The organism is Rhizobium sp. BIGb0125 (assembly GCF_024810055.1).
Lineage (GTDB): Bacteria > Pseudomonadota > Alphaproteobacteria > Rhizobiales > Rhizobiaceae > Agrobacterium.
Window position 1 is genome coordinate 1 of sequence record NZ_JANUDV010000007.1, and the last position, 21,989, is coordinate 21,989.

Genomic DNA, 21,989 nt, shown 5'->3' on the forward strand with positions numbered 1-21,989 from the left:
GATGCTGACGCTGATGCCGATGCCGATGCTGACGCTGATGCCGATGCCGATGCTGACGCTGATGCCGATGCCGATGCTGACGCTGATGCCGATGCTGACGCTGATGCCGATGCCGATGCTGATGCCGATGCCGATGCTGACGCTGATGCCGATGCCGATGCCGACGCTGATGCCGATGCCGACGCTGATGCTGATGCTGACGCTGATGCCGATGCTGACGCTGATGCCGATGCTGACGCTGATGCCGATGCTGACGCTGATGCCGATGCTGACGCTGATGCCGATGCCGATGCTGACGCTGATGCCGATGCTGACGCTGATGCCGACGCTGACGCTGATGCCGATGCCGACGCTGATGCCGATGCCGACGCTGATGCTGATGCTGACGCTGATGCCGATGCTGATGCTGATGCTGACGCTGATGCCGATGCTGATGCTGACGCTGATGCCGATGCTGATGCTGACGCTGATGCTGACGCTGATGCTGATGCTGACGCTGATGCCGATGCTGATGCTGACGCTGATGCCGATGCTGATGCTGATGCTGACGCTGATGCCGATGCTGACGCTGATGCCGATGCTGATGCCGATGCTGACGCTGATGCCGATGCTGATGCCGATGCTGATGCTGATGCTGATGCTGATCTCGAGCCGACCGACGACGTGGCGTCAGCTGGTGTGACTATCCTGCCGACCGTCACGGAGGATGTATCGCTGGGCGACGCAAGTTATGTTGCTATCGTCAACCTGCTTAATATCGACCTGCAGGTCATAGCTGATGCAATCGAATTTGAGGTCGATACTGGTCACACGCAGGATTTGCAATTTGACTTCAGCGGAATCCTCAATGTCGGCGTGCTCGGAAACTACAATCTCGTTCTGCAAAAATGGGATGCGGTAACTGAGCAGTGGACTGGCATTGATGGCCAAGGTGAATCGACACCCTTGTCCCTGTCTCTTCTGGGAGGGACCAGCGGAACCGTTACTGGGCTTGAACCCGGCGAATACCGCGCCTTTATGGGGTATAATGATGGCACTTTGCTCGGCGTTGGTGTCGGCGGTACTTTGACGCTGAATGCAACTGATTATGACTTCACCGAAATTGCCGGATATGAAGCTGTTCCGGCAACTGGCAATGTCCTTATCAACGACAATGTGCCGGTTGGCACGACGGTGCAAAGTGTTGATGGTACAACGATTGATCCGGGCGGAACGACGATCCAGGGTGACTTTGGTCAATTGACCATTCTGCCGAACGGCACGTTCACCTATACCCCAACTGCTAGCGGTGCGGGGATAGGTAAAGTCGACACGTTCGAGTACACGCTGGTCGATGCTGATGGAAAAACAGGCACTGCGACACTGAATGTCCAGATTGGCAGCGACAGTGTAACCCTCGCCTGGGATGGAGCCGATCCGAGCCAGGCAGCAACGTTTGAATTCTCCGCCACTGGCGACGATGCAAGTGCATCTGTTGTCTGGGAAAATGTCACAAACGATGCATTCTTCGATGATAGTGAAGACGTGCTAATCAGCCTTCTCCAGCCAACAACAACATATAACAGTCAAGCATTTGTCGTCACCGACAGCATGGATGTTTCCGGCACCATTGTTCTATCGGTAATCGCTGCGGCACTATCCAACGGCGAAATTGCTCTCCAAAGGGAGGTAAGCCCAGGAAACTGGCAGAATGTGCAGAGCGCACCCTTCAGCATCCTTGTTGGATTGCTTGGACCTATTGCCACAATCGATCTTTCGACAGTCGATTTTACTGCTGGAAACTATCGAGTTCATGCAACGTTGTCAGGGGTTGGTGTCGGTGTTCAGACCTCCCTTACGACAAATGTCGATGTCACCTATACCGATCAGTTCGAAATCGGGAGTGCGACTGGCGATACGGGTAACCTGCTGACCAATGACGATTTGGGCTCGGCCTTCACGTCATTCCAGATCTTTGACGGAACGAGTTATGTCAAAGTGACCGGCGCTATGAACATAGTGGGAGATTACGGCACGCTTACCGTAAACTCTGACGGGAGTTATAGTTATGTGCCGGACCCGACCCTGACGCACTTCACCGATGTTCAGACGGATACGTTTGAATATCAGTTGGTGCATCCTACAGGGCCTGTGGAACAATCATCTCTGGTTGTCACCGTCGAGCCATCTGGCGCTGGTGTTCCAGTCCAGACAATGATGATGTTTGTTGCAGACGATATTGGCGGGCTCGACCAAATCGATGCAACCCATGACGACGGTTCTTCCTCACATGCACCCACGGACAGTCATGACGATCTGTCACAGCTCATCGATGATACTGGCGATGACCTGACTATTCCTCTCGAGGGACTGGATGCGCTGTCTGCTCCGGATGATTCGGATGCTGACCTGACCACCGTCGAAGAGCGTGTGGACATGATCGATACTCCGGATCCGGTAGATTTGCCCTTTGATCCCCTCGGGCATCTCGCCACCGAAGACGACTGGAACTCTCATAACTCGCACGTAGTCTGAAAGAACTGAAGCGGCAGGTTGGCACCAACAGTCCACCTGCCGCGCAAGAGGAGCATTGATGTCTCTTTCCGATGGACAAACGGAATCCCCCCCGGACACCAACGCACCCGGCCTCGATATCGCGGGCTGGAATGAAGCTTTCCAATATGTGGCACGCCATTATGGCGTGCCTTTTTCTCCCGGTGCGGCCAAACAGCTTATCGAGACGCTGCATAATAACGGGACAGAAGAATGCCTGACCCGGATGGCAGGCAAAATGGGGCTGCGCATCAAACGGGCAGCACCGACCTCCAACCTGCTGACAAGCTGGCGACTGCCGACGATCCTGCAATTTGCGGATGGTGCAGTCGGTGTTGTCACGGCACTTTCTGCCAGCCAGGAGGTTTCCGTTGTCTTTAGCGGCGATGGTGGTTGCGCCACGACCCTGCCTCTCGACATCGTTCTGTCGCATAGTGATTTTGCCGTTGTGGCACGCCCGCAACGCGGCACAGTGGATGAACGGGTCGATAGTTACATTGCCCCGCATCGCGAACACTGGTTCCGCACCATTGCCTTCAAGGACTTAGGCGCCTACAGCCATGTCATGCTGGCGTCTCTGGTTGCCAATGTCTTGGCATTGGGAGGCGTGATGTTTTCCATGCAGGTTTATGACCGGGTGGTGCCATCAAAGTCATTCAACACGCTTTATGTGCTGTTTATCGGCGTGCTTCTTGCCGCCCTCTTTGATTTCATAATGCGGCGGCTGCGCACCCGCATTATCGATATTGTCGGCAAACGGACTGACATGCGCATATCGGATCTTGTTTTCGGTCATGCTCTTCGTGTGAAGAACCAGGCTCGTCCGACATCGACAGGCACATTCATCGCCCAGTTGCGTGATCTGGAACAGGTGCGTGAACTTCTGACCTCGACGACGGTGGCCGCGGTCGCTGACCTGCCGTTCTTTTTGCTGTTCCTGTTCATTTTCTGGATGATCGGCGGACCACTGGTATTCATTCCGATAACAGCCCTGGTTCTCCTGTTGCTGCCGGGCCTTCTTGTCCAGGGCAAACTGCGGGCGGCAGCCAATGAAGCCATGCGTGAATCCTCGTTGCGCAATGCCATGCTGGTCGAGGCGGTGCAGGGCATCGAAGATATCAAAACCCTGCAGGCCGAAGATCATTTCCAGCAGCGCTGGAACCATTACAATGCAGTTTCGGCTGAAGGTCAGCTTCGTTTGCGTTCCATCACCAACGGTCTCGCCGCGTGGAGCCATTCTATCCAGACAGGAACATTTGCCGCCGTGGTTTTTGTCGGTGCACCGATCGTAATGGAGGGTGACATGACGACCGGCTCTTTGGTTGCCTGCTCCATTCTCGGCTCACGCATGATGGCGCCAATGGCGCAACTAACTCAAATCCTTGGCAGATTTCAGCAGGCACGGGTCGGCCTCAAAAGCATCGACGCCATCCTGCAAATGCCCTCTGACCATCCGGCGACCGAAACACGCGTCAGCGCGCCAAATCTGCGCGGGGCTTACCGGATCAAGGGTGCTGTTTTCCATTATGGTGCTGGAGCCGGAAAGCCGGCGCTTGTCATTGGTGACCTTGCCATTGCCGCTGGCGAGAAAGTCGCGGTGCTGGGCAAAAACGGTGCAGGAAAATCCACACTTCTGATGGCGATGTCCGCCATGATCGAACCAGCTGCCGGAGAAATCTTGCTGGACGATCTGGCACTGTCGCAAATCGATCCATCCGATGTCCGCCGCCATGTCGGCCTTCTGACGCAGGATACCAGGTTATTTCACGGTACTATCCGTGAAAATGTGACTTTGGGTGCCCTGCATGCGCCTGAAACTGCTTTGCTTGAGGTGTTGGCAATGACAGGCGCCGATGACTTCGTACGGAAGCTGCCGCGCGGGCTTGATCATCCTATCCTTGAAGGTGGCCGGGGTCTTTCCGGTGGTCAAAAGCAGGCTTTGCTGCTGGCGCGCCTGCTCATTCGCGATCCCGCCGTCGTGCTCCTTGATGAACCAACGGCTGCAATGGATGAGGCGACGGAACGTCAGTTCATTGCACGCTTCCAGACCTGGAGTGCAGGACGGACAGTGGTCGTTGCCACCCACCGCATGCGTGTCCTTGATCTGGTCCAGCGCATTGTGGTGGTTGAGGGCGGTCAGGTTGCACTCGATGACAGCAAGGAAGAGGTTCTCAACACTTTGCGCGGCGTAACCAAGGTGGTTCCCCCGAAGGACAATCGCGCCAAGACTACCGGTAGCGTTGGTAGCAACGCAGTCGCAGGTTTTCCACTCAAGACCGTCAAGGAGGCATGAATGGCGACAATCGACGATCGTGATTTTCCCGGTCAGGGTGGATGGGCTTTCGGTGACGATGACGGACGAAAACTGAGCCGTTCGACCCGGGTGGTACAGATTTTTGTTCTCCTGCTGATCGCCATGTTGGTCTGGGCCTATTTCGCAACACTGGACGAGGTTTCCAGCGGTGACGGCCGCGTAGTTCCTACCAGCCGCGAGCAGGTCATCCAGTCGCTGGAGGGCGGCATTCTCGCAAAGCTGCTTGTGCGGGAGGACCAGGTGGTTGAACCTGGGCAGATTCTTGCCCAGCTCGACCCCACCAGAAGTGAATCGGATGTTGAAGAAACCGCGGCAAAATATCGTGCCGCACTGGCAGCTTCCGCGCGGCTTGATGCCGAAGTCAACGGCACGGCACTTGCATTTTCACCGGCATTGGACGCTTATCCTTCACTGATTGCCGCCGAGACCGAACTTTACAATGCGCGTAGCCAGTCGCTTGAACAGTCCCTGCATTGGGTGGAAGAATCGCTTGAACTGGTGCGCAGTGAGCTGAAGCTTAACGAGGAGCTGCGGGTCGTGGGGGCGGCAAGCAACGTGGAAGTTATCCGTCTGCGCAGGCAGATCGTTGAACTGGAGCTCAAGAAGGTCGAAGTCAGATCAGAATATCTTGTGCGCGCACGGGAGGAACTGGCCAAGATGAATGGCGAGGTGAATTCGCTCTCACCTGTCGTGACCGGTCGGACCGACAGTCTTTCCCGCCTGACCCGTCGTTCTCCAGTACGGGGTATCGTCAAGAATATCGAAGTTTCGACGATTGGTGGTGTGATACCGCCTAACGGCAAGCTGATGGATATCATTCCGCTGGGGGACGAGCTTCTTGTCGAAGCCCGTATTTCGCCACGTGACATTGCCTACATCCACCCCGGTCAGCGCGCGAGCGTTAAGGTCAGCGCGTATGATTACGCGATTTACGGCAGTCTCGACGGGCAGGTAACCACCATTTCGCCCGACACGATCCAAGACGAGGTTGATCGCACGATTTATTATTACCGCGTCTTCATCAAGACCGAAAAAGATGCGCTTGTGAATGCCGACGGCCGGGAACTTCCGATCGTGCCGGGTATGGTCGCAACTGTCGACATTCATACCGGGGCAAAGACCGTGCTGGAATATCTTATCAAACCTTTCAACAAGGCTCGGGAGGCGCTGCGTGAACGTTGATATAGAGGCGGTATTGCCGATAACGCCGCAGGATATGACAGAGCGGCTTTCCAGCGTCAGGTCGTATTTGCGCGGCCGAATTCACCCGCTGAAAAGACCGTTCCCGGCTGTAACTCTGTTTTTTTCCGTTTCGGATGGTGACAAAAAGGCGCGCGTGATCAATGCCTCCGGGCCATCGCTGGAATCGGCATGGCAAAAAGGCATTGAGCAGCTTTTAAACGTCATGAAGGCGAACGGCATCAAGGGGCGCTGGCTTCGTGTGGACTGGGTTGATGTTGCGGAGGCAACAACCTGGTCACGATTGAAAGCGTTGCTTGATCAGGTCAAGCGTAACTATTTTCGCTTTGGCATCGCACTTGATACGGATTTGCGATTTACGTTCACGGAACAGGAATTGAACGCGAACGCGATGCTTTATGGTGGCAACACCATTGACCATGCTGTACTCAATGAGAAAAATTTCAGTCTCTATGCCCGTACACGGTATCACGTACTCCCCGAACTGCGTTTTGCGGATGACCAGTCTGTCTATCTTTTCCAGACGAAGGGTGTCTTCTGCGATGAGGCTGGCAGGCTGCACCAGCTGGATGGAACCGGCCTTGAGGCAGGACGACGTAAAATTGAAAAGATTGACGGCGGCATAGCACTGTCGCTGATCCGCGATTCATCGACCTATCTAGCCGGACAGGTCAAGCCAGATGGTTCCTTTGTTTATGGATATCACGCCTGCTTTGATCGGCGGATTGACGCTTACAATGCGCTGCGCCACGCCAGCACGACCTATGCGATGATAGAGGCTTGGGAAGTGACGCGTGACCCAAAGCTCAAGGATGCGATCGACCGTGCCCTGACATATCTGGCTCAAATGTTGATAAAACCTGCTGTCCTTCCCGATGGGGCTGACGCTGCCTTTCTCGTTGAGGCCGACGGCGAGATCAAGCTGGGCGGCAACGCCGTCGCGATACTGGCATTTGTGAAATACATGACAGTCATGGGCAATCATGACTGGCTGGAATTGGCGGAGGGGCTGGCGCTTGGCATCCGCCACATGCAGAACGCCAAGACCGGTGCATTTGTCCACGTGCTGAATTTTCCGGATCTGAGCGTCAAGCAGCGGTATCGCACCATCTATTACGACGGTGAGGCGGCTTTCGGATTAATGCGTCTTTATGCTTTGACCGGAGACACAGTGTGGCTGGCGACGGTGGAGAAGGCTTTTGAACACTTCATAGCCAAGGAGCACTGGAAACATCACGATCATTGGCTTGGTTACTGCGTCAATGAATTGACCCGTTATAAGCCGGAGGAGCGGTATTTTCGTTTCGCCATCCGCAACATTGCCGGTTATCTCGGCTTTGTTGAAAACCGCATCACTACCTTTCCGACACTGCTGGAACTGATGATGGCGGCGCGACAGACCTTGTCACGGATCGCGGCGGAGCCACAGTTGCAGCGGTTGCTTGGCGATATCGATTTGGTGCATTTCGAGCGGGCGCTCGAAAAACGGGCGCAGCACCTGCTCAATGGGCATTTCTGGCCAGAAATGGCGATGTATTACGGCAATCCCAACCGCATTTCCGGCTCATTCTTCATCCGCCATCACGCTTTCCGGGTGCGGATTGATGATGTGGAGCATTACCTCTCCGGCTTTGTCGCCTATCGCAGCTACCTGCGGGAACGGGCAGCTTTTCGTGAACTGGTTCGCCAATCTGCAGCAGCCAAACGTCGCTCTTTACCCGTTCTGGAAACACCCAAGGTCCCGCTTCCCGATGGGCAGTGGACCGCTGCTCATGTCGAGGCCGCAACCGGTGGCCGGTGGCTTCGTCAACCGCCTGAGGGCTGGACGGCCAATGGACTTTGTATCTTCGCGCCAGCGATGCAGCCGGGTGCACTTGTTCTGGTGCGCAGCGCAGATGGGGAAACGGGCGTTGCCGTTGCCAATCTTCACGGCCTACCTTCCCCGGCGGGCCTTATTACAACGGATGCTACACTGGCGCAGCTTTATCCGGGTCCGGTCCTGCATGTAGAAGATGGTTCGCGTGCCATCCTTGATATGGGCGATTATGCGCGCCGTCAGATGACAGGTAATGTCGTTGGTGTAACCGGCAGTGCTGGCAAGACAACTGTCGTTGCCATGCTTGCACATGCACTCTCGGCCTGGGGCGATGTTGGCAAAAGTCATCACAATGCCAATCTGCCTGCCGGTGTTGGCTGGAATCTGGCCTCCATGGCCTGGAACACGCCACATGTGGTTCTGGAACTGGCGGTTGGCAAAATGGCGGTAAGCGCCCGCATGGCGCGGCCGCGGGTCGCCATTTTCACCAACGTTCTGCCGGCTCATTTGGGTCGGAATAGCACGGTCGCCGATATTGCCAGAACAAAAAGCGGGATTTTTCTTGGCATGTATCCCGGCGACGTCGCCGTGCTCAACCGGGATATGCTGGAATGGGATACGGTGCATGATGCTGCGCGCAAACGCGGGCTCGATATCATGACCTACGGGACCACTGACGACTGCGCATTTCAACTGATCCGCTATAACGCCGCCGATGGTCTGACCCATGCCCGTATTGAGGGGCGTGAGATCAGCTACCGTGTCGGTGCGGTTGGCCAGCATATGGCCTTAAACAGTCTCGCCGTGCTGGCCGCAGTGGCGTCGCTCGGCCATCCGCTGCAACCGGCCATCGCGCAGCTTGAAAGCTTTGCGGCACTGCCTGGTCGTGGCGAAGAGATTTGCCTGTCACTCAACGGTCGCCGTCTGACGGTGATTGACGATGCTTATAATGCCAATCCCGGCTCGATGCGCGCGGCGCTGGATCGTTTGAACGATCACGGTGATGGCCGCCGCCGGGTTGCCGTGTTGGGCGAAATGGCAGAGCTGGGTCCCGGTGCTGCAAGCTATCATACCGAACTTGCGGTATCGCTGCGAGAGAGCTCGATCAATCAGGTCTATGTTGCCGGTGATCTCTACAGTGAGTTCTGGGACGAACTGTCCCCGGAACTGAAAGGCGCCTATGTGCACTCGCGGCAGGTTCTCAAGGACATTTTGCGGGAAAAATTGCAAGACGGAGACGTCGTGCTGGTCAAGGGCTCACATAGTGCGGGCATGCATGAGCTGGTTGCCTGGCTGAAGAAAAGCGCTGACGGCAGCGCCGCTGCCTGACTTCGCAGGTCGTGGAAATTGACCGCTACTTGAACTGTTCCAGATCCATCTCGTTTACGGCGCGGCGAATATCGACCTGCGATTGCCCCTGAGCCAGCAGCGCGGCTGCAAGACGGCCGTGCTGGGCGAGTAGATGGCGCTGACGATCCGTGGCCTGAGCGTAGATATGGTGCGGCTCGAAACCAGCTGCGCGCAAACGTCTGACGTAATAAAGCTGGCTAAAAAACGGCACGACCCGGTCTTCCGGGTCCGATATGATATAAATATCCGGCCGTGGTTCTGTCGTGATTTTGTCGATTTCCTCAATGAGATCGTAAAAGCCGGATGCATCATAGAGAAGCTTCCCGGGCAGTTTGCGGCGTCGTTCCCAGAAATCAGAAACCTGTTTCACGGACACCAGACCGGATGTGATAACAACAGACGAAACATCATCCCGTTTGTTGAGAAGGCCCGCCACGATCTGCCCCCCGGCGGAATGACCGCTTAAAATGAAGGATGATACCCGGTGCCGTTGTTTGATCAGGTCCAGCGCATGTCCCATCAGGGCAATTTCACGCGGTTGACGACGATTGTTGTGATCACCAGAGGAGCCGTATATGCCAGGCCTCGCCATGAAGATCACCGGATGCCCGGCTTTTTGTGCCCATTCCGCCATGTCAGTCGCAATGGTCGCCGGTGATTGCCGCATATAGGATTCGGTTATGAACCGAACCCCTTTGGCACTGCGCAACATCACGTCACCGCCGAAATAAACCAGCACCTTCTGGTTCTCGCCATCCGCCAGCGCATGCGGATAATAACGAATGCAATCCCCTTGGCCATCGACCTCAACCCAAAGACCGTAGGGAATATCGCTGCAAGCTTTCTCCGTTGTGAAGGAGCCGTTGAGCGCCTCGGTCGGGTCAAAGCTTTGCTGGTCGTTAAAAACGGTCAGCTGGCGCGGTTTGGGTAATTCAAACGGTCCCAGACGCGGTGCATCCGCCAGCGCAGAATGCGATGCCCCGGGGATAGCCAGAGCCAGCAGAGCCCAGCGAATGATCCACCAGGCGAGTCTTGGTTGTTGGGTGTTCAATGACGTACTCCGCTCATGACTTCATTCGCTATGCTGATGACAATCGAGTGAGTTTCTTCGCCATCACACCAGATACCGCCCGTCTCTTGCAAGCCTGTTTGTGCATGAAGCTTAACGTGGTGGTAACGGCGCCGGTCGCATCGCGGTCACGGGTAGACAGGAGCTGTCAAAATCCTTTCACAGCTGCGGGTGTGGTGTTTCTGTCCCGTCCATGCCATAGGGGTGCGCACAATTCAGAAGGCCATTCCGTTTCATGATCCGCATCGAAAATATCAGCAAGTCCGCCAGCCATCGTATCCTCTATATCGAAGCGTCTGCTGCGCTCAATCGCGGCGAGAAGATTGGTCTTGTTGGCCCGAACGGAGCAGGCAAAACGACGCTGTTTCGTATGATCACCGGTGAGGAACAGCCGGATGAAGGTCAGGTTGCTGTCGAAAAAGGCATGACAGTCGGTTACTTCGATCAGGATGTCGGTGAAATGGCAGGCCGGTCCGTGGTCGCTGAGGTTATGGAGGGTGCTGGCCCTGTCAGCGTCATTGCAGCCGAACTGCGCGAACTTGAAGCGGCGATGTCCGATCCTGACCGCATGGATGAGATGGATGCGATTATCGAGCGCTACGGTGAAGTTCAGGCACGTTACGAAGAGCTGGATGGATATGCCCTGGAAGGCCGCGCCCGTGAAGTTTTGGCGGGCCTCAGCTTTTCGCAGGAAATGATGGATGGCGACGTCGGCAAATTGTCCGGTGGCTGGAAGATGCGCGTGGCACTGGCCCGTATTCTGCTGATGCGCCCTGATGTCATGCTGCTGGACGAACCTTCGAACCATCTTGATATCGAAAGCCTGATCTGGCTGGAATCCTTCTTGAAGACCTATGAGGGTGCGCTTTTGATGACCTCGCACGACCGCGAGTTCATGAACCGTATCGTCAACAAGATCATCGAAATCGATGCGGGTTCGCTGAATACCTATTCTGGCGACTACACGTTTTATGAAGGCCAGCGCGAGCAGAACGAAAAACAGCAGCAGGCCCAGTTTGAGCGCCAGCAGGCGATGCTCGCCAAGGAAATCAAGTTTATCGAACGCTTCAAGGCGCGTGCGTCACATGCTTCGCAGGTACAAAGCCGCGTGAAGAAGCTGGACAAGATCGACCGCGTGGAACCACCACGTCGTCGCCAATCGGTGGCGTTTGACTTCCTTCCCGCGCCCCGCTCGGGCGATGATGTTGTGAACCTCAAGGGTGTTCACAAGGCCTATGGCAGCCGTACTATCTACGAAGGGTTGGACTTCATGATCCGCCGCAAGGAGCGGTGGTGCATCATGGGCGTCAATGGTGCCGGGAAATCCACGCTGTTGAAGCTGGTGACCGGATCGACCGAGCCGGATCAGGGCGCGGTGAATTTGGGGGCTAGCGTCAAACTTGGTTATTTCGCGCAGCACTCTATGGATTTGCTGGAGGGTGAACTGACCATTCTGCAATGGCTGGAACAGAAATTTCCAAAGGCCGGACAGGCTCCACTGCGGGCACTTTGCGGCTGTTTTGGTTTCTCTGGTGATGATGTGGAAAAGCGCTGCCGCATTCTTTCAGGCGGTGAAAAAGCTCGCCTTGTCATGGCGGCCATGCTGTTTGATCCTCCAAACTTCCTGGTTCTCGACGAACCGACCAACCACCTTGATCTTGATACCAAGGAAATGCTGATCAAGGCACTGGCTGCCTACGAAGGTACCATGCTGTTTGTTTCGCACGATCGCCGTTTTCTTGCTGCCCTGTCGAACCGGGTGCTGGAGCTCACCGCTGATGGTATTCGTCAATACGGCGGCGGCTATACGGAATATGTCGAACGTACCGGCCATGAGGCACCGGGCCTGAGCAGTTGATTATTCAGGATGATCTTGGAACGTCGCTGTCACAACCGCTTTTCTCCTGCAATGCTCGCCATTGCCTCTACCAAGGAGCAGCAAGGTACTCGCTTTTGAAGCCAGCTCTTTGACTGCAATTTAGGTGTGCATGCTCAAACTTTGATGACGTCGTTTCTCGTTGTCATCAGGCATGTTTCCCTCCCGCCTGCCATGCGGCGAAGCGGGAGGGGTATTGCAGATGGAGTGATCAGGCGCGGCGGCTTGTCATTCCAAGCAGGTGGTAGAGTGCAATTGCACCGATCGTTGCAGTCCCGATGCCATCAAGCGTGAAGCCTGCGACCTGTAGCTTGAAATTGCCTGCGCCGAGAACCAGTGCGACACCAACAGTGATCAGGTTGCGTGGTTCGGAAAAATCGACCTTGTTTTCCACCCAGATACGGCCCGCAGTCGCGGCAATCAGACCGAAAACAACAATCGAGAGACCACCGATCACAGGACCGGGAATCGTCTGGATCAGCGCGCCGAATTTCGGGGAAAAGCCAAGAATGATGGCGACTGCCGCAGCAACCAGGAAAACAAGCGTCGAGAAGATCCGGGTTACCGCCATGACGCCCATGTTCTCAGCATAGGTAGTCATGCCGGTGCCGCCAAAGGCGCCGGAAAACATCGTTGCAATACCGTCACCGATAAAGGCGCGACCAAGGTAGGGGTCAAGATCGCGATCGGTCATTGCGCCGATTGCCTTGATATGTCCGAGGTTTTCCGCAACCAGAATGATCACGACCGGGGCAATCAGTGTGATTGCCGAAGCCGAGAAGGTTGGTGCGGTGAAATGAGGCCAGCCGAACCATGCGGCCGCCGCAACGCCGGAAAAATCAACCGGTGCGCCAAAGCCGAGCCCGTTGGTGACCACCATATAGGCGATATAGGCCACCGCACCACCGATCAGGATTGGCAGGCGGCGCGCCATGCCCGGCGCATAAACCGCGACGACGCCGACGGCAACAAAGGTTGTAATGGCAATCCAGCGGGAAAGCTGGTCACCATCGGGGCTTGCGAGTCCGGAACCAGAGGCGTTTGATACGGCAATCGGCGCGAGAACCAGTCCGATGGCAGCCACAATTGCACCCGTCAGAACTGGTGGCATCAGCCGCTCGATCCAGCGATGGCCAACAAACATTACCAGCAGGCCGATCAGGGTATAAAGTGCGCCTGCGGCAATGATGCCGCCAAGGGCCAGCGAAATGTCCGGGTTAACCGCCCCGGCGGCTGCGCCAGTTGCAACCAGCACCGGGCCGATGAATGCGAAGGACGAACCGAGATAGCTCGGCACCCGGCCACCCACGGCAATGAAGAAAATCAGCGTCGAAATGCCGGAAAACAGGATCGATACGTTTGGATCGAACCCCATGAGAATAGGTGCCAGGACAGTGGAACCAAACATGGCCACAACATGCTGAAAACCAAGCACAACTGTTTGCCCGGTCGGCAGCCTCTCATCGGGCAGAATGCGCCCTTCCGTCTTCAGTCGCCAACGTGGAAAATACCCGCCAGTCTCGCTCATTGCTCGCCCCGCTCTGTTTGATGCGCGCCGTGCAACCGCACGCAGATCATCCGCAGCAGGTCGCAGGCGTGAAGTAAAATTACCATTGTCTCGATATGTGACGGTGCTGGCGTCGATTCGACGCACCCGCACCGGATGTTCTTGATAATGATATTGGGCGCGACTGTCATCGGCTTGGATAAATTACCCACAACGCCGAAGTATAATAGGCAGGAAGCTGGGCGCCGCGTCTTTTGCACGCGTCAGCAAGGCAACCAAGCTTGCCGTTCGGGCAGTCTACCCGGCCGTTGTAGGCCAGGTAATTATTGATATCGGTCGTTTTAAACGACGATACTTGGGGGCAAACAGTCAGGCTGTGGCGCTGACCTGTTCTGGTTTGACCTTGTGGATGAGGTTCATGATCGCTTCACTCATGCGTTCATAAACGCCGTCGTTTTCGATTGCGCCTTGCACCTTGTAATTATCCATCACTACAATCCGGTCTGCCAGCGCGACCATTTCCGGCATGTCACTGGTGATGACAATGACGGCGGTGCCATTATTGGCAAGTTCACGCAACAAATCGTGCAGATAGGCTTTGGTCTTGATGTCGATGCCGACGGAGGGCTCATCAATGATCAGGACCTTGATGCCGGCGGCAAGCCATTTGGCGACACTGATCTTCTGCTGGTTGCCACCGGACAGGTTGCCAACCGTTTGTGCTAGGCTTGGTGTTTTGACTTCCAGCCTTTCGAGGAATGGGACAACGGCCTTGTGGATCTTGGCGTCGGACAGGCTTCCGAACAGGCCGGACAAACGTTTCCAGACGACAATGCCAGCATTGGCGAGGACCGAATGCGGCAACAGCAGGCCTTCCGTCTTGCGGTCTTCGCTGACGTAGCCCAAACCATATCGGTGAATAGCATCGCCGACCGAAGAGATGCGGGCAACCTGCCCATCGATCAGCACTTCGCCGCTGGTGACCGGAATTCGTCCCATGATCGATTTGGCGAGTTCGCTGCGTCCGGCTCCGATCAGGCCGTAAAGGCCGAGAATTTCACCCTTGCGGACTGTCAGGTCGACATTGCTATGACCGATGGCTGTCGACACGTCTTTCAGCTCAAGGGCCACCGGGTTGGTTGACGTGTCGCGCTTTTGCCAGCCGCCAGCGCTTTCGTTGCGGCCAATCATGAAACGCACGAGATCCTGACGACCAAGACCTTCGAGTGATTGGCTCTGGCAGGCATTGACGCCATCACGCAGCACGGTAACGCGGTCGCAAATCTCCAGAACTTCTTCCAGCTTGTGACTGACGAAAACCAGACTGACGCCATTGTCCCGCAATCTGCGCAAAACCGTAAACAGCGTTTTCGTTTCATTTGATGTTAGTGATGCTGTCGGCTCATCCAGCAGGAGAACGCGGCTTTGTAAGGACAGGGCTTTGGCAATTTCGACGAGCTGCATCTGTGCAACGGACAGGTCCATGACTGGTGTTGCCGGATCGATGTCGAATTCCAGTGCATCCAGCCATTTGCGTGCCGAACGGTTTAGTTCGGCATAATCAATTGGCTTGAGCGCGTGACGGGTTGTTTGTTCGAGGTGAATGTTTTCGGCAATCGAAAACCGCGGAATGAGATTGCGTTCCTGGTGAACAACGCCAATTCCTTTTGCCACGGCATCGCGCGTGCTGGAGAACTGGGCGTCCTGTCCGTTGACGAGAAGCTGGCCAGATGTTGGGCGATGAACGCCGGTGATCACCTTGATCAGTGTCGATTTGCCAGCACCATTTTCCCCAAGCAGGGCATGTATCGAGCCCGGCATAAGGGAAAGGGACACGCCGTCCAACGCCTTCACACCCGGAAAACGTTTTTCGATATTGATAGCTTCGAATACGGGAGTGACGGTCATTGTCATGCCTTTCTCGACACGGGGGCCGTGCCGCGCAGCTTGTTGACGCCAACGGCCGCAAGAATGAGTGCTCCCAACACGACCTGAACAAGGAACGGGTCGATTGAAAACAGCACCAATGCCTGAGTGATCAGCGCAACCACGACAACACCGAGGAAGGTGGCTGCAACGCTGACATGACCGCCCGCCAGAACTGCACCGCCAATGACCGGTGCGGCAAAAGACAGGATAAGCCAGTCATCACCAATCGACGGCTGTCCGATCTGCAGACGTGCGACCAGCAGCATGCCAGCACAGGCGGCAAGCAGACCCGAGATCGAGTGTGCAACGACCACGACGGTGCGGACCGAAATGCCGGACAGGGAAGCTGCGTGTTCGTTACCGCCGACAGCCAGAATGAAACGACCGATTGGGAGACGATTGAGCAGATACCAAAGGCCGATGGCGACGATGATAGTTGGCAGTGCCAGCATGGGTATTGCGCCAAACAATGTCATGGAACCAAGTTCCTTGACGCTGTCAGGAATGCCGTAAAACGGCTGGGCACGGGTAATACCGAGGTTGATGCCCTTGTAAATGGACAGTGTCGCAAGCGTGATCACGAAGGCGGATATGCCGGTGATGCTGATCAATACACCGTTGAGCATGCCGCAGAGGACGCCGATCCCAAGCGCGAGAACGGCTGCAATCGGGGCTGGAAGCCCCCATATTTCCATCAGTCCGGCAAAGGAGATTGCCGCAAGACCGCCAATTGCACCAACTGACAGGTTCATCTGTCCGATGGCGATGATGATCATCTGCGAAAACCCGATCAAGGCATTGATGGAAATGGCCAGCAGCAGTGTCTGAATGTTGAAGGATGACAGGAAGTTCGGGCTGAAGCTACGGATCACGATAATCGCAATCACCGTTGCAAGCAGCGGTCCGAACCAGTCTGCTTTGGCGAGGCGGGAAAGTTTGAAATTTGTCATCGATCGTACCTCAGGCAAGGTTATGATAGGCAAGGTAGCTGCGACGCGCCTTGTCCATGAACACTGCGACGAGAAGGAGAAGACCAAGGAAGGTCTGTACCCAGAAATCACCGATCTGAAGCAGTAGAAGGCCACCGGTCAACAACGTGACGAGGGCGGCACCCAGGCAAGTCCCTAAAACAGGTGCCTTGCCGCCGTTCAGCAGCGCGCCACCCAGCACAGGGCCGAGGAAAGCTGGCAGCAACCAGTCCTGCCCCAGCTGACCAGCCATCGATGGAATGGCGGCACCATTGCGGGCAATGAGCATCAATGCGGCGATTGCGGCGAGGGACCCCGACAGCATGTGGCACAGCACGGTGATGCGACCAACACGAACGCCGGACAGCTCTGCAGCTTCCGGGCGCGCACCTGCGGCCAACATTTCACGGCCGAGAACACTGCGGTGATAAAGCCAGGTCAGCGCAATGGCGACGGCGATGGTTATCAGCAGCAGTGGCGAGAAGTAGGTGAAAAATTTCATTTTGCCGAAGGCGGCAAATTCAGGCGGGAAATTGCGATAGGCTTCTGCTCTGGTCAGGAACACCATGACACCGAAGAATATGCTCATGGTGGCCAGGGTAATGATGAAGCTGTGCAAGCCGGTGCGAACAACGGTGAAACCATTGACGAAACCAAGCGCGGCACCCAGACCAATACCGCTCACGATGGCCAATGGCCATGGAAGTTGCAGGATCTCGATGGCGTAACCGGTAAACATGGCGGCACAAACGCCGATGGCGCCAACCGCGAGGCTCAATCCGCCGGTGACGATCACCGTCATCATGGACAGACCGATCATGATGTTGACAGCAGTGTTACGACCAAGCGTGAAAAGATTGAACGGGCTAAGGAAACCCTTCGTCGTCAGGCTGAAAACAAGGACGAAGATGGCGATCAGCAAGATCAACCCGAATTCGTTGGAGACAAAAATACTGGTGCGGGACGTTCCCGTGCCGAAGGCTGGACGGCTTGTGCCGACTTCTGAGGGTGCTGGAATTTGTTGTGATGACATGGGTGTTCCTTCGAATTCCGGTCGTGGGGACAAGGCGCAAACGCCTATGCCGGACGGGGCAGATCAGACGACGCTCCGTCGACGCAAGGAAGAGGCTTCGAGAAGCCTCTTCCCCCTTCGAACTCAAAAGTCTTAGTTGCAGCTCAGATAGGTGGCGTCGAAGCTTTCGAGCAGCTTCTTGGTTTCGTCACGCATCGAATTGACATAGCTATCAACCTGGCTGGCATCGATGAAGGCGGTGCCGGAATCGATGAATTTGCTGGTCAGTGCGTTGGTCTTGAATGGCGCGTCTGCTTTGACCGTGCAACCCGAGCGTAGCTTGTTGACGGCGTAGGAGCCGACATAAGCCTGACCATACGGGTTCTGCAGCATGGTGCCGTCGACGAAGCCGTCTTTGATGGCCTGAAGCACAACCTGGTCATGGTCGATACCAACCATCTTGATGCGCTTGTCGCCGATTTTGCGCAGCGCATTGGCGGCAACGACTGATGGTACCCAGGCAGTTGCGATAACGCCGTCTACTTCGCTGGCATGCGCTGCGAGGTAAGCATTGATCTTTTCTTCAGCCGGTTCCGGCGCGTCAATGTCGGCAATAACCTGCACGACTTCATTGCCGGTTTCTTCCGCAGCCTTCTTCACTGCGTCGATACGCAGCTGCGTATTTGGGTCAACCAGGAAGCCGGTGAGGTGCAGGATGCGCTTTTTGCCTGGCCCCAGGATGCGGGCCAGTTCCTTGGTGCCGATATAGGCCGAGTTACCGGTGTCGGTACCCAGGCAGAAGGCTGCAGATGATGGATCTTTAAAGCAGCCGCCAGCCGCGATCACTGTTGCATCGTTGGATGTCAGCTCTTCTGCTGTCGAAACGGATCCAACCGGGTCGCCCGGGAAGATCACGAAGCCATTATATCCTTGTGAAAGGAGGCTTTCGAGCAACTGGTTCTGCTGGGCGAGTTCCCATTTCTGCGGCACCTTGTAGTCAGCCGACTGCAGGCCGAATTCTTTTACAGCATCAGCGCCGCCCTGTTCCCAGGCCGCGAAATAAGGGTGTGGGCCTCCCGGCACCAGTGCAACAGTCGTGTCGCTTGCCTGTGCGATACCCGTCAGGCCGACACTCATTCCCAATGCAGTCACAGCCGCAAAGCTACGCAATCCATTCAACATGAGTTTCCTCCTCATTGTGTTGAAACCTCCTCAACTCTGTCAGGTGTCTGATTAAGCGCCCAAAATGCGGGCTGCTCCCAACTAGCCACTTGCAAGAACGGCTTGGACACTATAATACTTGTATACAAGCTGCAAATGGAATCTTTGCGGCCATCGTTTTTCAGGATGAGGTGAGATGAAGCGCACTTTGACCGAGTTGCCGCAGATGGTTGATCAAGGCTCCGTGCAGAGCGTAACCCTGGAATCTGCCGGTCTGGAAGGGCTTGAGCTGGTTCTGGATCGTCAACGTTCCGCCTCGGATCAGGTTCATGCTGCGTTGCGTCGCGCCATCATCGAAGTCCGCCTTGCGCCTGGCAGTCCAATCAGCGAAAACTCGATTTGTCGGCAGTTTGCCATCTCTCGCACACCTGTGCGCGCCGCTATCCAGAGATTGTCCGAGGAAGGGCTGGTGGATGTTTATCCGCAGGTCGGCAGCTTCGTGGCGCCGATCCGGCTAGCTGGTCTTCAGGACAGCCATTTTGTCCGGCGCTCGCTGGAAATTGCGCTGCTGCGCGAAGTTCTGCCGTTATGGACGTCGGAAATGAGCCGCGCGATGCGTCAGTTGATCCGTGAACAAGAGCAATTTATCGCCGCAGGTGACGGTGATGGATTTTTCCGCGCCGATGAGGAGTTTCACCACCTTCTGGGCACCTTTACCGGTCGCGAGGGGGTTTGGCAGGCCGTGCTGAGTGCCAAGGTTACGCTGACGCGTTTCCATCGCCTGTGGCAGACGGCCGAGCGTCTGCCGGATGTTATCGCTGAACATCTGGCAATTGTGGACGCACTTGATCGTGGCGATGGTGCTGCCGCCGAGCAGGCGCTTGTCACGCATCTTGATATGATTTTCGTCATTTTCGGACGGATGTCTGAGCAGCAAAGAAAAAATCTGGCCGTTTGATAACGGCAAGTGGAGGGGAGTTTCAATGGAATTGAAGGGCAGGATCGCACTGGTGACCGGTGCGGGAGGTGGTATTGGCCGCGCTATCGTAAAAGCGCTGGCTGCGGCGGGAGCCCATGTGCTCGCGGTCGATCGTGATGCCGCTGCAATCGAACAATTGGGCCCGATTTGTGAGCCTGTTGTCGTTGACCTCTCGGACCCTGCCGCCATTCAGCATGCGATGAAGGGTGTGCTTGAGCGCCATGGTCGCGTGGATGTTCTCGTCAACAATGCCGGCATACTTTCGCCAAACAAACTTGCGGGTACCACGCTGGAGGAATGGCATCGGTTGATGGCCATCAATCTGGATGCTGCCCTTCTGCTGACGCAGGCAACCATTCCCGCGATGAAAGAAAATGGTTGGGGACGCGTCATCAACATCTCGTCATATGCCTGGAAATCCGGTGGTCTTACTGCGGGAACGGGTTATGCGGTGTCCAAGGCGGCACTTGTCGGTCTGACCTATTCCACGGCCCGCGAGTTGGCCTCTGCTGGCATTACCTCCAATGCCATTGCGCCAGCTTACGTCGTTTCGCCCATGATCATGGAACAATTGTCGGAAGAAGATCGCAATCGCCAGCTTGCACAGATCCCGGTTGGTCGCCTGTGTGAACCTGAAGAGGTTGCCCATGCCGTGCGGTTCCTCGCATCACCTCTGTCCGGTTTCATGACCGGGGTGGTGATCGATATGAACGGCGGTTTGCAGTTCGGCTGAGCAGGCGTGTCCGCTGCTAAAGCGGGCCTGCACTCGCCGTCAGGACATAATCTTGTTATTGTAGATTGGAATTACAGTGCCGGGAAACCGTCTCTCACAAACAGCGCTTGCCACCCTGCCAGCCGATATCTCGGTTCCTGGCTATGACCGGTCGAAGGTAACACCGGGTATTGTTCATCTCGGTGTTGGCGCTTTCCACCGCGCACATCAGGCGGTCTTTGTTGATGATTGCCTTGGACGTGGTGAGACGGATTGGGGCATTGTCGCCGCTTCGATGCGCAGTGCCGACACGCGTGATGCGCTCGCACCGCAGGACAATCTCTATACCTATTGCGAACGCAACGGGCAGACCGTGACTTACCGGGTTATCGGCTCAATCCTCGAAATTCTGGTGTCACCAGAAGATCCGTCAAAACTGATCGACCGGCTTAGCGATCCTCGTGTGCGTATCGTAACCCTGACCGTGACGGAGAAAGGCTATCTCGCCAATCTGTCCGAGCGGACCTTGCTGCGCAGCCATCAGGATGTGCAGAACGATCTAGACGCTACCAAGGCACCGCGCTCGATCTATGGAGTGCTGATCGCCGCCTTCAGACGTCGCCGTGCCGAAGGTGCCGTACCACTGACACTCGTCTCCTGTGACAACCTGCCATCTAATGGCAAGGTGCTGAAAGCGCTGTTGGTGGAGTTCGCGGGTCTGACCGATTCAGATCTCGCAGATTACATAGCGCAGAATGTATCCTGCCCTTGCGTGATGGTAGACCGCATCGTGCCAGCGACCACGGATCAGGATCGTGCTGCAGTAAACCAGGCGCTCGGCGTGGACGACGCCTGGCCAGTTGTTGCAGAGCCCTATTTCCGATGGGTCATCGAGGATCATTTTCCGCATGGTCGCCCCGAGCTAGAAGCCTCAGGCGTCGAATTTGTCGACGATGTCCAACCCTACGAGCACATGAAGCTCCGGATGCTCAACGGGGCTCATACAGCGATTGCCGCCATTGGCCAAATCACTGGACTCGAAACGGTTGCCGATGTCTACGCAGATCCGCGTGTGCGCCGGTTCATCGATCGGTACTGGAGCGAAATAGACCCGACACTGCCATCGCATCTCAATGGTGCGACCTATGTCGGTGGTCTGCGTCAGCGTTTTGCCAATCCTTCGCTGCGGCACAAGGCGGTGCAGATTGCGTCCGATGCCTCGCAGAAGGTGCCGCAACGCATATTGTCGCCACTTGCTGAACTAATTGATCAGGGCAGACCGCATGGTGCGGTGCTGATCGCCGCTGCCTTGTGGATCTGCTCCTGCACGACCAAAAACGAAAATGGTGAGCCGATCATCATCAACGATCCGGCATTCAACCAGTTGCCGGTTGTCGATCAACAGGCGCTGCCGACCGAACAGGTCGTCGAACATTTCCTGAAGTTCGATCATGTTTTCTCAGCTGAGTGGAGAACCAGATCCGGCTTGACCGAGGCGCTGGCTGCTGCGTGCCACGCCATTAAGACACACGGTGCGCTTCGCGCCATTGAAGATATTGCCTAA

Annotated in this window: 15 protein-coding genes; 9 read left to right on the forward strand and 6 right to left on the reverse strand. The window is 56.0% G+C overall.

The genetic code is table 11. The features are described 5' to 3' along the window. The 5 genes from M2418_RS19285 to M2418_RS19305 form a co-directional block, all read left to right on the forward strand. On the forward strand, window positions 1-682 hold a 682-nt coding region (locus M2418_RS19285; RefSeq protein ID WP_259148652.1), incomplete at its 5' end, for a hypothetical protein. After that, window positions 664-2,514: an Ig-like domain-containing protein gene (locus M2418_RS19290; RefSeq protein ID WP_259148653.1), complete on the forward strand. Its 1,851-nt coding sequence runs from the start codon at window positions 664-666 to the stop codon at window positions 2,512-2,514. The genes M2418_RS19285 and M2418_RS19290, both read left to right, overlap by 19 nt. A 58-nt stretch (window positions 2,515-2,572) precedes the next feature. Beyond that, window positions 2,573-4,825 carry a type I secretion system permease/ATPase gene (locus M2418_RS19295; protein ID WP_250984365.1) on the forward strand — a complete coding sequence of 751 codons (2,253 nt, stop codon included), beginning with the start codon at window positions 2,573-2,575 and terminating at the stop codon, window positions 4,823-4,825. Further along, window positions 4,826-6,028, forward strand: coding sequence for an HlyD family efflux transporter periplasmic adaptor subunit (locus M2418_RS19300; RefSeq protein ID WP_259148654.1), 1,203 nt, complete (start codon window positions 4,826-4,828; stop codon window positions 6,026-6,028). Beyond that, a complete protein-coding gene (locus tag M2418_RS19305; protein ID WP_259148655.1) occupies window positions 6,018-9,191 on the forward strand; it encodes a Mur ligase family protein in 3,174 nt (1,057 codons plus the stop codon). Before M2418_RS19300 ends, M2418_RS19305 begins: the two co-directional genes overlap by 11 nt. A gap of 25 nt (window positions 9,192-9,216) precedes the next feature. On the opposite strand, the gene M2418_RS19310 is transcribed toward M2418_RS19305, so the two are convergent. Next, window positions 9,217-10,263 (reverse strand): S9 family peptidase, encoded by a 1,047-nt coding sequence (locus tag M2418_RS19310; protein WP_259148656.1) that lies wholly within the window; start codon window positions 10,261-10,263, stop codon window positions 9,217-9,219. Between the two features lie 253 nt (window positions 10,264-10,516). On the opposite strand from M2418_RS19310, the gene M2418_RS19315 reads away from it, so the two are divergent. After that, window positions 10,517-12,139, forward strand: coding sequence for an ABC-F family ATP-binding cassette domain-containing protein (locus tag M2418_RS19315; RefSeq protein WP_259148657.1), 1,623 nt, complete (start codon window positions 10,517-10,519; stop codon window positions 12,137-12,139). Between the two features lie 229 nt (window positions 12,140-12,368). On the opposite strand, the gene M2418_RS19320 is transcribed toward M2418_RS19315, so the two are convergent. The 5 genes from M2418_RS19320 to M2418_RS19340 all read right to left on the reverse strand — a co-directional run bounded on the left by M2418_RS19320 (window position 12,369) and on the right by M2418_RS19340 (window position 18,755). Further along, entirely contained in the window at window positions 12,369-13,685 is a 1,317-nt protein-coding gene (locus tag M2418_RS19320) for a solute carrier family 23 protein (RefSeq protein ID WP_259148658.1), read from the reverse strand. 348 nt (window positions 13,686-14,033) lie between these two features. Further along, window positions 14,034-15,572: a sugar ABC transporter ATP-binding protein gene (locus M2418_RS19325; RefSeq protein WP_310503221.1), complete on the reverse strand. Its 1,539-nt coding sequence runs from the start codon at window positions 15,570-15,572 to the stop codon at window positions 14,034-14,036. Between the two features lie 2 nt (window positions 15,573-15,574). Beyond that, on the reverse strand, window positions 15,575-16,543 hold the full coding sequence (locus M2418_RS19330) for an ABC transporter permease (RefSeq protein ID WP_259148660.1): 969 nt from the start codon (window positions 16,541-16,543) through the stop codon (window positions 15,575-15,577). A 10-nt stretch (window positions 16,544-16,553) separates the two neighbouring features. After that, window positions 16,554-17,594 carry an ABC transporter permease gene (locus tag M2418_RS19335; protein ID WP_259148661.1) on the reverse strand — a complete coding sequence of 347 codons (1,041 nt, stop codon included), beginning with the start codon at window positions 17,592-17,594 and terminating at the stop codon, window positions 16,554-16,556. A gap of 132 nt (window positions 17,595-17,726) precedes the next feature. Continuing rightward, on the reverse strand, window positions 17,727-18,755 hold the full coding sequence (locus M2418_RS19340; RefSeq protein ID WP_259148662.1) for a sugar ABC transporter substrate-binding protein: 1,029 nt from the start codon (window positions 18,753-18,755) through the stop codon (window positions 17,727-17,729). Between the two features lie 175 nt (window positions 18,756-18,930). On the opposite strand from M2418_RS19340, the gene M2418_RS19345 reads away from it, so the two are divergent. From M2418_RS19345 to M2418_RS19355, 3 genes are all read left to right on the forward strand, one after another. Continuing rightward, window positions 18,931-19,692 carry a GntR family transcriptional regulator gene (locus tag M2418_RS19345; RefSeq protein WP_259148663.1) on the forward strand — a complete coding sequence of 254 codons (762 nt, stop codon included), beginning with the start codon at window positions 18,931-18,933 and terminating at the stop codon, window positions 19,690-19,692. Between the two features lie 25 nt (window positions 19,693-19,717). Continuing rightward, window positions 19,718-20,446 (forward strand): SDR family NAD(P)-dependent oxidoreductase, encoded by a 729-nt coding sequence (locus M2418_RS19350; protein WP_259148664.1) that lies wholly within the window; start codon window positions 19,718-19,720, stop codon window positions 20,444-20,446. 76 nt (window positions 20,447-20,522) lie between these two features. Beyond that, window positions 20,523-21,989, forward strand: coding sequence for a mannitol dehydrogenase family protein (locus M2418_RS19355; protein WP_259148665.1), 1,467 nt, complete (start codon window positions 20,523-20,525; stop codon window positions 21,987-21,989).

Excerpts from the sequence above, each read along its gene's own strand:
- M2418_RS19295 (WP_250984365.1), top strand. The coding sequence starts at position 2,573 with ATGTCTCTTTCCGATGGACAAACGGAATCCCCCCCGGACACCAACGCA.
- M2418_RS19300 (WP_259148654.1), top strand. The coding sequence starts at position 4,826 with ATGGCGACAATCGACGATCGTGATTTTCCCGGTCAGGGTGGATGGGCT.
- M2418_RS19315 (WP_259148657.1), top strand. The coding sequence starts at position 10,517 with ATGATCCGCATCGAAAATATCAGCAAGTCCGCCAGCCATCGTATCCTC.
- M2418_RS19320 (WP_259148658.1), bottom strand. The coding sequence starts at position 13,685 with ATGAGCGAGACTGGCGGGTATTTTCCACGTTGGCGACTGAAGACGGAA.
- M2418_RS19325 (WP_310503221.1), bottom strand. The coding sequence starts at position 15,572 with ATGACCGTCACTCCCGTATTCGAAGCTATCAATATCGAAAAACGTTTT.
- M2418_RS19330 (WP_259148660.1), bottom strand. The coding sequence starts at position 16,543 with ATGACAAATTTCAAACTTTCCCGCCTCGCCAAAGCAGACTGGTTCGGA.
- M2418_RS19335 (WP_259148661.1), bottom strand. The coding sequence starts at position 17,594 with ATGTCATCACAACAAATTCCAGCACCCTCAGAAGTCGGCACAAGCCGT.
- M2418_RS19340 (WP_259148662.1), bottom strand. The coding sequence starts at position 18,755 with ATGTTGAATGGATTGCGTAGCTTTGCGGCTGTGACTGCATTGGGAATG.
- M2418_RS19345 (WP_259148663.1), top strand. The coding sequence starts at position 18,931 with ATGAAGCGCACTTTGACCGAGTTGCCGCAGATGGTTGATCAAGGCTCC.
- M2418_RS19350 (WP_259148664.1), top strand. The coding sequence starts at position 19,718 with ATGGAATTGAAGGGCAGGATCGCACTGGTGACCGGTGCGGGAGGTGGT.